Genomic DNA, 12,417 nt, shown 5'->3' with positions numbered 1-12,417 from the left:
CTGGGCGTCCCTTGCGCTTTTCGTTCCCGGTGGAACATTGGGTGCCACCCTCGCGGCCAACCTGAGCTACCAGGGCTGCGGATGCATCCGCACAGACCAGAGGGTGGCAATCGTTCGCCGCATCACACACGGCCAATTCCGGGAAATTCAATTGCAGGGCTGGCATGGGTAGCTCCATGGGTGGTAAAGTGCATCTAGTTAGCACGGTTGCAATACATAGCAACATTGCTAACTAAATGCAATATTAGCAGGAGTGCTAACCATGACCCAATTGAATTTCCTTATTGAAAAAGCCGCAGTGATAGCCGGTAGCGAATACAAGCTGGCGCAGATGCTTGGCATGCAACAACCAACCATCGCAGCCTGGAAGAGTGGAAAGCGGCCGTGCTCAGCTCCAGACAGAGCAGCACTTGCATCAGTAGCAGGAGAAGATGCCGCAGTCGCAGCCGTTGAAGCAGTGATCGAAGGAATCAACCTGGACACGACAAAAGGACAGCGCGCCAAAGCAGCCCTAGAGGCAGCATTGAAGCGAATGGAAAAACTCAGATCTCTTTAATGATCTAATTTCCCAATGAAGCTCAGGTTCACACGGGTCGCACTCTTCGGCAAGTATCAGCCGCTCACTTCCAGCGTTATTTCTGACAGTTCGCGCAATGCCGTACAAGAGGTTGCCCAGTTCCTCAGAAATGAAGGCTGTGAACCCATTCTGGATCAGGAAACGGCGAACAACACCGGCATTTCTGACTACCCTGCGATGCAGGTGGAACAGATCGGCAAGGAGTGCGATCTGGGGATGGTGATTGGTGGAGACGGCACGATGCTGGGCATCGGCAGGCAATTGGCCCCCTACAAAATCCCGCTGATCGGCATCAATCAGGGACGACTGGGCTTCATTACCGATATCCCTTTGGGCGAGCATGCTTCAGCACTGAGGCCGATGCTCCATGGCGAGTACGAAGAAGACGCCAGACCCCTCATGCATGCCTGCGTGATGCGTCAGGACGAATGCGTATTTGAAGCACTGGCACTCAACGACGTCGTCGTCAATCGTGGCTCCACTTCCGGCATGGTCGAATTGCGGGTGGAAGTGGGCGGGCATTTTGTCTCGAACCAAAGGGCAGACGGGCTGATCATCGCTTCGCCCACTGGGTCCACAGCCTATGCGCTCTCCGCGGGAGGCCCGATGCTGCACCCTGCAATTCCTGGTTGGGTGATGGTCCCCATCGCACCCCATACGCTGTCCAATCGACCCATCGTGCTGCCGGATTCGACGGACATTGCGGTGGAAGTCGTAGGGGGCCGAGACGTCAGCGCCAATTTCGACATGCAGTCGCTGGCATCGCTACAGCATGGCGATCGGATCGTGGTTCGGCGGTCGGAGCACTGCGTGCGCTTCTTGCACCCTCGAGGCTGGAACTACTTTGCTACTTTGCGCAAAAAATTGCGCTGGAATGAAGGGGGCTCATAGATGGCGCTCAAACGGATCGCATTGCGCGATTTCGTCATCGTGGATGTCCTGGACCTGGATCTTCACAAAGGATTTACGGTTCTGACCGGAGAAACGGGTGCAGGCAAATCCATCCTGATCGATGCCTTGCAAATGCTGCTCGGCGGCCGCGCCGACGCCGGGGTGATTCGCGAGGGAACCGAGCGCACGGACATCTGCGCTGAATTCGATTGCCCACCCAGTTTGTCTGCATGGCTTGATGAAGCAGGCATCCCGCAGGAGGAAAGCCTGCTGCTTCGCCGAACCATTGATCGGCAAGGAAAAAGCCGTGCGTGGATGAACGGCGTTCCAGCAACCGCCACCCAAATGCGGACCCTGGGGGCGCATCTCCTTGATATCCATGGCCAGCACGCATGGCAGAGCTTGACGCGCCAGGAGGCCGTTCGCAGTCTGTTGGATGCCTATGGCGGCATCAGCACCGCGGCGCTGGAACCGCTTTGGACTCGCTGGCGTGACGACCGCAAAGCGGTAGCACAAGCAGAAGCGGCCAGACATACCCTGCAACAGGAGCGGGAACGACTGCAGTGGCAGATCAGTGAAGTCGAAACGCTGGGCCCGGCATCCAGCGAGTGGGAAGAACTCAACACCCAGCACAGCCGCCTTTCTCACGCCCAAGCCTTGCTGGACAGCGCACAAACGGCCCTGTCCGCGCTGGAGGATGAAGAGTCCGGCGCACAGACTCAGTTGAGCCGCGCCTGCCATCTGCTGCAGGAGCAGCAAACCCTCGATCCCGAATTCAAGGCGATGGGAGAGGTTCTTCAGTCGTGCATGGACCAAGCGGCCGATGTGGCCCATTCATTGCAAAGCTACCTTCGACACACGGAACTCGATCCTGAGCGACTTGAACAGTTGGATTCACGCCTGTCGCTGTGGATTTCGCTGTCACGCAAATACAAGCGGGCACCATCGGAACTGCCGGCACTGCTGGAGGGATGGAAAGCGGAGCTCTCCAAACTGGAGACGGCAGCAGACCTGGAAGCGCTCAATGCGGCCGAACAGGCCAGTGGCACAGCCTATCGCAAGGCGGCGCAGGGAGTGTCCCGCCAGCGGACGACTGCGGCGCCACAGCTTGCCCAGTCGATCACACAAGCCATGCAGGGCCTGGGCATGGTGGGCGGGCGGTTTGAGGTGCTTTTGGAACCGACACCGGAACCCGGCATTCAAGGTCTCGACAGTGTTTCTTTTCTGGTCGCAGGTCATCCTGGCGCCACGCCCCGGCCTGTTGGCAAAGTCGCCTCTGGAGGGGAGCTGTCTCGCATCTCGTTGGCCATTTCCGTGACGACTAGCCAGTTGGGCGAGGCCCCTACCCTGATTTTTGACGAGGTGGACTCAGGCGTTGGAGGCTCCGTCGCCGAGACGGTGGGTCGGCTGATGCAGCAGTTGGGCCGCGATCGCCAGGTGCTGGCCGTTACCCATCTTCCGCAAGTGGCGGCCTGTGCGGATCACCATCTGATCGTTGCAAAAACCAGTCAGGATCAGCACACCACCAGTCAGGTAGCCGTGGCGAAGGGAGAAAAACGCGTGATCGAAATGGCTCGGATGTTAGGAGGGGAGCGCCAGTCGAAGGCGACCATGGCGCACGCACGCGAAATGCTCAGCAGCAACCAACCCGCACAGATCAAGGCATGACGAAATGACGCTAGAGGTCGTATTGATCACAGGCATGGCGGGTTCCGGCAAATCCGTTGCCCTGCATGCCTTGGAAGACGCAGGCTACTACTGCGTAGACAACCTGCCACCCGAGCTGCTGGCAGCCTTCGTCGCGCTGGAACATCAGCACCATGGCAACCGGATTGCCATCGCAATGGATGTTCGCAGCGCCACCGCATTACCGCTGGTTCCGCAGGAATTAAAACGCCTGCGCGGCGAGGGCGTGGTCGTCCATTCGCTGTTTCTGGATGCCACCACCGACACATTGATCCGGCGATTTTCGGAAACGCGCCGGCGCCATCCCCTCTCCAGAGACGAGTGGACAGAAGGCCAACGCGCGTTGCTGCAAACCATCGAACTGGAACGTGAACTGCTGGCCGAGCTGCGTGAACAGTCCCATGTCATCGACACGAGCGCCATTCGAGCAGCGCAGTTGCAGGGCTATGTCAAAAGCCTGATGCCTGCCCTGCCCGGGCAATTGACGCTGGTCTTCCAATCGTTTGCTTTCAAGCGGGGGGTGCCTGTCGATGCAGATTACGTCTTCGACGTGCGCATGCTGCCCAATCCCCACTATGAGCCCGCGTTGAAGGTGTTGACAGGCAAAGACCAGCCTGTCATCGACTATTTACAGCACCAGGCTGATGTGAAACTGATGCAGGAACACATCGCGCAGTTCCTTTCGCACTGGCTGGAGCCTTTGGCGCAGAATCATCGAAGCTACGTGACCGTGGCCATTGGCTGCACGGGCGGACAACACCGCTCGGTTTATTTGGTAGAGCGCTTGGCAGCGCACTTCAGCCAGCGTTGGACCACCCTGCGGCGGCATCGTGAGTTGGACGGCCTGTGACTTTCACGTCTCGCCACAGAGTGGCGAGACGTGGAAAAATCAGGACAGGTCCAGCAGCAATTTCCGGATGGGCGTTGGCATACCCAAGCGGTCCCAATCGGAAGCACCGAACCAGGCACCATCCACCGGAAGGCCCCATTCCGCTTGCCACGGGATTTGCACGGGATGGAGGTGCAGATCCCGATGGGTCAGGACATGAAGAAATCCCTCCAAATCCTGAAGCGGCGCAGGCCGTGATGCCAATGCTGTTTGCAGTGCTGCGCGTTCCTCGAACACCGGCAGGCAGTGCAGACCCGCCCAAATGCCGCTGGAGGGACGCTGCTGGAGCAAGACACGCCCATTTCCGTCCTGCAGCAGCATCAGCCACCACGACTCCGCACGACGCGACAATTTGCGGGTCCGCACGGGATAGCGTTCGGGGTCTCCGTCGCGGCGGGCTTTGCATTGCCGGTTCAAAGGGCAGACCATGCAGGTCGGTTTCTTTGGCGTGCACACCGTCGCTCCGAGATCCATCAGACCCTGGGTATAGCGCGGCATCGCATGCTGCAGATCACTGACTGGCAGCAAGGCACAGGCCTGATCCCAAAGAAGACGTTCATTCTTGGCGATTGCCAAATCGGCCGTGAAGCCAAGCACTCGCGTCAGCACCCGGCGAACATTTGCATCCAATATGGGAACACGCTCGGAAAAACAGAAGGCCGTGACCGCACCAGCCGTCGATCGGCCGATTCCCGGCAACTGGGCCAATACCTCGGCGGTCCGGGGAAACTCGCCCCCGTGCAAATCCACGACTTGCTGAGCACAACGGTGCAGATTGCGGGCGCGACTGTAGTAGCCCAAACCGCTCCACAAGGCGAGCACCTCGCCCTCCGTTGCCGCAGCCAGCGACTGCACATCCGGGAATCGCGCCAGAAAGCGTTCGTAATAGCCCAAGACGGTGACGACCTGGGTTTGCTGCAGCATGATTTCAGACAGCCATACCCGATAAGGATCTCGTGTTTGCTGCCAAGGCAAATGGTTGCGGCCATGCACCGCCTGCCACCGAACCACATCGGTGGCGATTTCCGGGGTGTCGCTCATGCCAGGGCAGTTTGCGGGCTGACCTGGGGCGGCTCGGCGCGCGGGACAGCTGCGAGTTGCTCCGTCATCTCATTCAAGCGCGTTTCCATTTGCCCCAACTCCTGCTCGGCCATTTCAATCTCTGCAATGCGCTCCACCAAACCGCTTGCTGCATGCTGAATGCGGTCCACCGCTTCGATGCGACGTGCAAAGCTCCGTTTGCGCTCTCTCAATTGGGCATCCAGTTGCGCTGTTGCGGATTTGCTCCACAGTTCCAAATCGTTGGCGACCGATTCAAACACCGTACGTAGCCGCATGCCGAGCGCACGGACCAATCGCTGCGCGAACTCAGGCTGCGCCAGTTTGAGGGCATTGCCCACGCCCAGGTACTGCAAATGCCGCTGCTCAATTTGCGCGATTTCCTGCAGGAAGGGCTCCAGTTGCGGAGTCGGAGGCACTTGGAGTGAAAAGCCGAAGTCCGTGTTGAGCTGTCGGAATGTACCGCCCAACATGGCATGGATTTCAGTGCCCGAAGATTGCGCCTTGTCCACGATGGCCTGCAGCCGCTGGAAGGTCTCCGCGTAGATTTTGCGCACGCCCAGCTTCAGTCCCTTTTGCTGCAATGCGTCTGTGAGCAGCACCAGTTCGGCCTTCAGCGAACGGGCTCCGAGCTCATGGAAGATATCGCGCAGCAATTTGAGATGGACCGCACGCACCGCCTGAATCTTCGCGGTGCTCAGCTCGAACTCCCGCTGCTCCTGCTCGATGCGAGTGCGCATGGAATCGATGACGGAAGCATTCTTTCCGCGCAAACTCCGCAATTCCAGCATCTGGTCATCGAGATCGCGCCGGCGGATGTTGATCACGCGGGAGGTTTCCGAACGCAGGCCGGCAATGCCCGCTGCCACGGCAGAGCGGAGAATGGACTGGCGCTTGCCCATCACCCCTTGTGCCAGCGCTTCTTCCAAAAGAGGCAAGCCGCTGCGCTCCAGCAACAGGTCATCGCACTGGATTTTGGCGATCAACCCTTTCTGGGCTGACACCAGCATGACGTGCTCTTGCGAGATACCCAGCATCTCGGCAGAGGTCAGGCGCTGGCGCTCTAGCTGTTCTTGAACCTGCTCAGGCGAGTTCAGGGTGTCCCACAGTGTGTCGATCTTGTTGAGGACCACCAAACGGGCATCCGCATTTTCAGACGGGGCTGCCAGATGTTCCCGCCAGATCGAGAGATCGGACCGCGTGACCCCGGTGTCCGCTCCCAGGATGAAGACCACCGCATGTGCCTGCGGAATCAGATTGATGGTGAGTTCGGGCTCCGCCCCCACCGCGTTCAGTCCGGGCGTGTCCAGAATGACCAAGCCCTGCTTGAGCAGCGGATGGGGAATGTTGATGAGGGCATGGCGCCACATCGGAACCTCCACCAGGCCGCTGGCGTCCGGTACCGGGTTTTCCTCCGGCAGGTCGTCGTGCCAGAAGCCAAGCGCTCGCGCCTCGTCCAAGGTGACGCGCCGGACCTCGGCCACCTTCTCGAGCGAGCGGGCCATCTGCCCGGCATCATTCACATCCAAGGGAATCTGCACCCAGCGTTCGGGTTTCAGACGCCACTCCGTCAGCCCCTGCACCTGCAGCCGGGTGTCGATGGGAAGCAGGCGCAGGCTCACAGGCACGCTGGGGTCGTAGCCCAATTCCGTCGGGCACATCGTCGTTCGTCCCGCGCTGGCGGGCATGATCCGGCGGCCATAGTCGGCAAAGAAAATGGCGTTGATCAGTTCGGACTTGCCCCGGGAAAACTCCGCGACGAAAGCCACCATGACCTTGTCGCTGCGCACTTGCCCTTCCAGTCGCTGGAGCTTCTCGCCAACGGCCGCGTCCATGAGGGAATGCGACGCCATCCAGTCGGCCAACTGCTTCAGTTGAAGTGCGAATGCCCGACGCCACGCGCCGTGCTGGTCGAACTGTTCGTTAAAAGAGGGTCCCACTTTGCTCCCGAGTGTCGCTGCGCCCGCACGTGCAGGAGCCTTCGCAAAATATAGCACCCAACGAACTTGTTGAAAGCTCGACGCGGCGTGACGCCACCCCGCTTGACCCTAAGCCTTCTGGCAACGGATGCAATAGTAGGTGCTGCGCTGGCCCTGCCGGATCATTCGCACCGGAGACCCGCAGGCCCGGCACGCCTCGTTGTGCCGTCCATAGACATGCGCCTCCAGCTGGAAATGGCCCTCACTGCCGTCCGCGCTGGCAAAGTCCCGCAGCGTGCTGCCGCCACGCTCGACCGCGCGCGCCAGTACCTCGCGGATGGCTGCGTGCAGGCGGCGAACCCGCGCCAGGCCGATGGTCGACGACGTCACTGTCGGGCGGATGCCCGCCAGGAACAGCACTTCCGATGCGTAGATGTTTCCGACCCCCACCACCACCTTGCCGCCGAGCAAGACCTGCTTCACCGGCGCCCGGCTCGCACGCAACCCGGCAAAGAGACCGTCGACGGTGAACAGGTCGGAAAGGGGTTCCACCCCCAGTGAGCCCAACAGCTTCTTCGCTTCTTCGGCACCCTCGTCTTGCGCCCAAACCACTGCGCCGAATCTTCGAGGATCCCGCAGGCGCAGGGTCCCCAAGGTCGTTTCCATTTCAAAATGGTCGTGTGGACCACGCGCTTCCAGCGCTTGCCCCAGACGAAGGCTTCCCGACATGCCGAGATGGATCAAGAGAAGCCCTCCGTCCAGGTCCAGGAGCAAATACTTGCCCCGGCGCCGCACTGCCGTGATGGTGCGGCCAATCAACCCCTCGGGCGGGCAACCAAGTGGCCATCTCAATGGCTTGCCCACCGTGACCGACTGGATTACCGCGCCGGAAATCCCCTTCGCGATGCTGAGTCGCGTTACTTCCACTTCCGGCAACTCAGGCATGCCTGCACGCTCCACAAAGACGTTGAACCATGGATTATTATGGGTTGATGGCGCAATCACATCGACTCTGGACCATCACCCTGGCATGCGCCATGGTGACGGGAACTCTTTCTGCACAGGCGCAAAATTCGCCGGCACCGACATCGCAAGCTGGTCTTCGAGCGTCTCAGGAGTCTTCCAGCGATGCAGCCGCCGCACTCGATGCAGAACTGTTCTATGAAATCCTGCTCGGGGAGATCAGCACCACGGGGGGGGATCCCGGCACCGGTTATTCGCTCATGCTCGAAGCAGCCCGCCGCAGCGGCGATGGCCAGCTTTATCGACGGGCCGTCGAGATTGCCCTGCAATCGCGCTCGGCCGAATATGCGCTGGCGGCAGCGAGGGCGTGGAAAAGCGCACAGCCTCAGTCGCGCGAGGCCAACCGGTACGTGTTGCAGATCCTCATTGCGCTCAATCGCATCGAGGAGACGTCCGACCTCCTCAAGCAGGAATTGGATCAATCGCCTGCGAATGACAGGGCGATGACGCTCCAGGCCATTCCGCAGTTGTACGGACGGGCCAGCGACAAGGCCATAGCCGCCAAGGTCGTCGAGCAGGCGCTGGCAGATCAGCTCAGCAACCCGGCATCCGGCCCGTCCGCGTGGATCACCATCGGCCGAATGCGCCTGGCCGCGGGCGACAAGAAGGGCGGACTGGAAGCCGCACGCCAGGCCCAGACCATGGATGCGCCCGCCGAAGGAGTCGCCTTGCTGGCGCTGCAACTGCTGGAAGCCGGCGAGACAGAGGCCGAGCCATTGGTTGCCCGCTATCTGGCCGGGACACCCAAGCCGGAAATCCGCATGGTATACGTTCGCACCCTGCTGGACTCACAACGCTATGCGGAAGCCTCCAAGCAGGCGGATCTGCTGACCCAGAGCACGCCGGACATGGCAGAAGCCTGGCTGGTCAAAGCCAGCCTGCACTTGCAGGCCAACCGCCTCGATGAGGCGTATGCGTCCCTGACGCAGTTTCAGAAACTCCTTGAGGCACTGCCTGCGAGCGATCCGCGCCGAAGCGCGATGACGCAGGCATTCCTGCTGCAAGCCCAGATCGCAGAAAAGCGGGGCAACCTGGCGGAAGCGGAGGCTTGGCTGGGCCGGGTCGAGAACTCCGCAGAACTGCTGACGGTGCAAAGCCGCAGGGCATCCCTGCTAGCTCGCCAGGGCAAGTTACCTGAAGCTCTTGCGCTCATTCGCGCGCTGCCCGCGAAGACACCCCAGGAAGAGCGAATGAAATTGCTCGCCGAGGTCCAGCTGCTGCGCGATGCACAGAAATACCGGGAAGCCTATGAAGCCCAAGCCAAGGCCGTTGCCTTGGCTCCGCAAGACAACGAACTCGTCTATGACCAAGCCATGCTGGCCGAAAAAGCGGGCTTGCTGGACGAGATGGAAAAGCTGCTGCGGCAGATCATTGCCCGCCAGCCCGACTACCACCATGCCTACAACGCCTTGGGATATTCATTCGCGGAGCGCGACATCCGGCTGCCGGAAGCCAAACAGCTGATTGCCAAGGCGCTGGAATACGCGCCCGGCGACCCGTTCATCATGGACAGTCTCGGCTGGGTCGAGTTTCGGCTCGGTAATCGGAAAGAAGCCGCGCGCTTGCTCGGCGATGCATTCAAGGCGCAACCCGATCCGGAAATCGCGGCCCATCTGGGCGAAGTGCTGTGGTCGCTTGGAGAGCGCGATCGCGCGACATCTGTCTGGAAAGAAGGCCTGCGGCTGAACAAGGACAACGACACCCTGCGCCAGACTTTGAAGCGCCTGGGGGCCAACCCTTGATGCGGCATGCCGCAAGCGGTGTTCGCCGCGCAGATGCCAAAAGCGCCTGGCCTGCCTGGAGTACCTGGCTGGCAACGGTGGCCTTCTTGCTCCTCACGGGTTGTGCGCAGCACGCCCACTTGGCCACGCAGGATGCAGCGCCCAGCGATGCATGGAGCGGCCGGCTCTCGCTGCAAGTGGACGATCCCGCCGCACAACCGTTGAACGCTGCATTCGAATTGCGAGGCGCCCCCGAACAAGGGGAACTGACGCTTCTCAACCCCTTCGGCAATGTGATGGCCAAGCTGGCGTGGTCGCCCGGGCTGGCCACACTGACCAACGGATCGGAAACGCGACGATCCGACTCGCTGGACGCGCTGGTCCTGCAGCTGACAGGCAGCACGGTGCCGGTTTCCGCCTTGTTCGGCTGGCTCAAACGCGAACCCATCGCGGTCGATGGCTGGGAGGCAGAACTCGACGGCATGGACCGTGGAAGGCTCGTCGCTCACCGTCGCAGCCCCTTGCCGCACGCCACACTGCGCATTGCCCTGGACCGCTGATACCCATGCGGTCTTTGCACGATGTGCCGGCGCCGGCCAAGCTCAATCTCTTTCTGCACATCACCGGGCGACGCGCCGACGGCTATCACCTGCTGCAATCGGTGTTCATGCTGATCGATTGGTGCGACACGCTCCATTTCGAACTGCGCGAGGACGGCGGGATCACCCGGGAGGACCTGTCGGAGGCTCTGCCCCCACAAGACCTTTGCGTGCGCGCAGCCTCGGCCTTGCAGCTTGCCACCGGATGCACGCTGGGCGCACACATAGGCATTGAAAAGCGAGTTCCAGCGCAGGCGGGTATGGGGGGTGGTTCGTCCGATGCGGCCTCGACCCTGCTGGCCCTCAACCGATTGTGGAACCTGCAACTGACGCGTGGGGAACTGGAGCGCATCGGGCTGTCGCTGGGCGCCGACGTGCCATTTTTTTTACGCGGCCATAACGCTTGGGTGGAAGGAATTGGTGAGACAATACGCCCGCTTGAGAAAGCGCATGCACTGCCAAGAACACAATTCCTGGTGGTCAAACCAGAAGCGGGATTGGATACGAAATCGATTTTTTCGCACCCTTCCTTAAAACGCGATTCTGGCTGTGCTACAATCTTAGGCTTTGCTGCAGCACACTACCAGTTTGGAAGTAACGATCTGCAGCCGGTTGCTCAGGCACTGTGTCCCGAGATCGGTCAAGCCCTTCAGTGGCTGGAATCGAAAGGGTTGCAAGGCCGAATGACTGGCTCGGGAAGTGCAGTGTTTGCGCAGATGCCACAGGCAGTGAACTTGCAAGACGCGCCCGGCGCGTGGCAAGTCAAGGCATGTGAAAATCTGATGATTCATCCTCTGGCAGGATGGGCCTCGGATCAGGATTTCGGTTGATTACTTTCAGTGATCGACCTGTGTAGGGGAGTCGCCAAGCTGGTTAAGGCACCGGATTTTGATTCCGGCATGCGAAGGTTCGAATCCTTCTTCCCCTGCCAAATACTTTCGCACACGGGCTTTTTTTTAGACTGCTGGGTCGCTCATGCAAGCCAATCACCCCGACTTCATGGTTTTCACCGGCAACGCCAATCCTGGGATGGCGGCGGACATTGCCCGGCACCTCGGCACCACGCTGGGTGCAGTGGACGTGGGCCGTTTCTCCGACGGCGAAGTCACTGTCGAAATCAAGCAGAACGTCCGTGCCCGCGATGTGTTCGTCGTGCAGTCGACCTGCGCGCCGACCAACGAAAACCTCATGGAACTGCTGATCATGGTCGATGCGCTCAAGCGCGCTTCTGCCGAACGCATCAGCGCAGTGATCCCCTACTTTGGCTATGCCCGCCAGGACCGCCGTCCGCGCTCCAGCCGCGTGCCAATTTCCGCCAAGGTGGTGGCCAACATGCTGCAGGCCGTGGGCGTGGCCCGCGTGCTGACGATGGACCTGCATGCAGACCAGATTCAGGGCTTCTTCGACATCCCCGTGGATAACATCTACGCATCGCCCGTGCTGCTGGGCGACCTGCGCCAGAAACAATACGACGACCTGATCGTCGTGTCGCCCGATGTGGGCGGCGTGGTGCGCGCACGGGCCCTGGCCAAGCAGTTGAACTGCGATCTGGCCATCATCGACAAGCGCCGCCCGAAGGCCAACGTATCGGAAGTGATGCACGTGATCGGCGAGATCGACGGCCGCAACTGCGTGATCATGGATGACATGATCGACACCGCCGGCACACTCGTGAAGGCCGCTGAAGTGCTCAAGGAGCGCGGCGCCAAGAAGGTGTACGCCTATTGCACGCACCCCATTTTCTCGGGCCCGGCCATCGAGCGCATCGCCAAGGGCTCCGCACTCGACGAAGTGGTCGTGACCAACACCATCCCCTTGAGCGAAGCCGCCAAGGGATGCACCAAGATTCGCCAGCTCTCCGTGGCACCGCTGATCGCAGAAACGATCCAGCGCATCGCCAAGGGAGAGTCGGTGATGAGTCTGTTCTCGGACCAGGACAACCTTTTCTGATGACGTCCGCCCTCGGGGCGGAAGGGATGGCAGACCTCCTTCGGGAGGTTTGTTCGTTCGGGAACACAAGCAGGTCCGCTGCCAGGTGGCACGGGTCTTTTTC

11 protein-coding genes and 1 tRNA gene are annotated in these 12,417 nt (G+C 60.6%); 9 read left to right on the top strand and 3 right to left on the bottom strand.

What is annotated here, in order from left to right; all coding sequences use genetic code 11:
- The first annotated feature begins 262 nt into the window (after positions 1 to 262).
- From AVKW3434_RS08950 to rapZ, 4 genes are read left to right on the top strand one after another with little or no spacing between them, the layout of a single operon-like run.
- A complete protein-coding gene (locus AVKW3434_RS08950; RefSeq protein WP_284405532.1) occupies positions 263 to 556 on the top strand; it encodes a helix-turn-helix domain-containing protein in 294 nt (97 codons plus the stop codon).
- A 15-nt stretch (positions 557 to 571) separates the two neighbouring features.
- The gene (locus tag AVKW3434_RS08945; protein WP_272564878.1) at positions 572 to 1,468 is read left to right on the top strand and encodes an NAD kinase; all 897 of its coding nucleotides are present in this window, start codon (positions 572 to 574) and stop codon (positions 1,466 to 1,468) included.
- Positions 1,469 to 3,136 carry a DNA repair protein RecN gene (gene recN, locus AVKW3434_RS08940; protein WP_284405531.1) on the top strand — a complete coding sequence of 556 codons (1,668 nt, stop codon included), beginning with the start codon at positions 1,469 to 1,471 and terminating at the stop codon, positions 3,134 to 3,136.
- 4 nt (positions 3,137 to 3,140) lie between these two features.
- Positions 3,141 to 4,004 carry an RNase adapter RapZ gene (gene rapZ / locus AVKW3434_RS08935; RefSeq protein ID WP_284405530.1) on the top strand — a complete coding sequence of 288 codons (864 nt, stop codon included), beginning with the start codon at positions 3,141 to 3,143 and terminating at the stop codon, positions 4,002 to 4,004.
- Positions 4,005 to 4,043: 39 nt separating this feature from the next.
- Here the strand turns inward: rapZ and mutY are convergent, their stop codons facing one another.
- From mutY to mutM, 3 genes are all read right to left on the bottom strand, one after another.
- Positions 4,044 to 5,084: an A/G-specific adenine glycosylase gene (gene mutY, locus AVKW3434_RS08930; RefSeq protein ID WP_284405529.1), complete on the bottom strand. Its 1,041-nt coding sequence runs from the start codon at positions 5,082 to 5,084 to the stop codon at positions 4,044 to 4,046.
- Positions 5,081 to 7,042 carry a dynamin family protein gene (locus AVKW3434_RS08925; protein WP_284405528.1) on the bottom strand — a complete coding sequence of 654 codons (1,962 nt, stop codon included), beginning with the start codon at positions 7,040 to 7,042 and terminating at the stop codon, positions 5,081 to 5,083. The genes mutY and AVKW3434_RS08925 overlap by 4 nt, the downstream gene beginning before the upstream one ends.
- A 108-nt stretch (positions 7,043 to 7,150) precedes the next feature.
- A complete protein-coding gene (gene mutM / locus AVKW3434_RS08920; protein WP_284405527.1) occupies positions 7,151 to 7,966 on the bottom strand; it encodes a bifunctional DNA-formamidopyrimidine glycosylase/DNA-(apurinic or apyrimidinic site) lyase in 816 nt (271 codons plus the stop codon).
- A 29-nt stretch (positions 7,967 to 7,995) separates the two neighbouring features.
- Between mutM and AVKW3434_RS08915 the strand changes: the two genes are divergently transcribed.
- From AVKW3434_RS08915 to AVKW3434_RS08895, 5 genes are all read left to right on the top strand, one after another.
- Positions 7,996 to 9,786 carry a tetratricopeptide repeat protein gene (locus AVKW3434_RS08915; protein WP_284405526.1) on the top strand — a complete coding sequence of 597 codons (1,791 nt, stop codon included), beginning with the start codon at positions 7,996 to 7,998 and terminating at the stop codon, positions 9,784 to 9,786.
- 119 nt (positions 9,787 to 9,905) lie between these two features.
- A complete protein-coding gene (locus AVKW3434_RS08910; protein WP_284402291.1) occupies positions 9,906 to 10,325 on the top strand; it encodes a lipoprotein insertase outer membrane protein LolB in 420 nt (139 codons plus the stop codon).
- Positions 10,326 to 10,330: 5 nt separating this feature from the next.
- Complete coding sequence (ispE, locus tag AVKW3434_RS08905; RefSeq protein ID WP_284405525.1) at positions 10,331 to 11,194, top strand: 4-(cytidine 5'-diphospho)-2-C-methyl-D-erythritol kinase; 864 nt, start codon at positions 10,331 to 10,333, stop codon at positions 11,192 to 11,194.
- 24 nt (positions 11,195 to 11,218) lie between these two features.
- Positions 11,219 to 11,295 (top strand) — tRNA-Gln (locus AVKW3434_RS08900).
- A 44-nt stretch (positions 11,296 to 11,339) separates the two neighbouring features.
- Positions 11,340 to 12,314, top strand: coding sequence for a ribose-phosphate pyrophosphokinase (locus AVKW3434_RS08895; RefSeq protein WP_272548852.1), 975 nt, complete (start codon positions 11,340 to 11,342; stop codon positions 12,312 to 12,314).
- The last annotated feature ends 103 nt before the right edge of the window (positions 12,315 to 12,417 follow it).

It is taken from the genome of Acidovorax sp. SUPP3434 (assembly GCF_030159015.1).
Taxonomy (GTDB): domain Bacteria; phylum Pseudomonadota; class Gammaproteobacteria; order Burkholderiales; family Burkholderiaceae_C; genus Paracidovorax.
This window is presented reverse-complemented; position numbering and strand designations above follow the sequence as displayed.

Coding starts and splice junctions, on each gene's coding strand:
- AVKW3434_RS08950 (WP_284405532.1), top strand. CDS start 263: ATGACCCAATTGAATTTCCTTATTGAAAAAGCCGCAGTGATAGCCGGT.
- AVKW3434_RS08945 (WP_272564878.1), top strand. CDS start 572: ATGAAGCTCAGGTTCACACGGGTCGCACTCTTCGGCAAGTATCAGCCG.
- recN (WP_284405531.1), top strand. CDS start 1,469: ATGGCGCTCAAACGGATCGCATTGCGCGATTTCGTCATCGTGGATGTC.
- rapZ (WP_284405530.1), top strand. CDS start 3,141: ATGACGCTAGAGGTCGTATTGATCACAGGCATGGCGGGTTCCGGCAAA.
- mutY (WP_284405529.1), bottom strand. CDS start 5,084: ATGAGCGACACCCCGGAAATCGCCACCGATGTGGTTCGGTGGCAGGCG.
- mutM (WP_284405527.1), bottom strand. CDS start 7,966: ATGCCTGAGTTGCCGGAAGTGGAAGTAACGCGACTCAGCATCGCGAAG.
- AVKW3434_RS08915 (WP_284405526.1), top strand. CDS start 7,996: ATGGATTATTATGGGTTGATGGCGCAATCACATCGACTCTGGACCATC.
- ispE (WP_284405525.1), top strand. CDS start 10,331: ATGCGGTCTTTGCACGATGTGCCGGCGCCGGCCAAGCTCAATCTCTTT.
- AVKW3434_RS08895 (WP_272548852.1), top strand. CDS start 11,340: ATGCAAGCCAATCACCCCGACTTCATGGTTTTCACCGGCAACGCCAAT.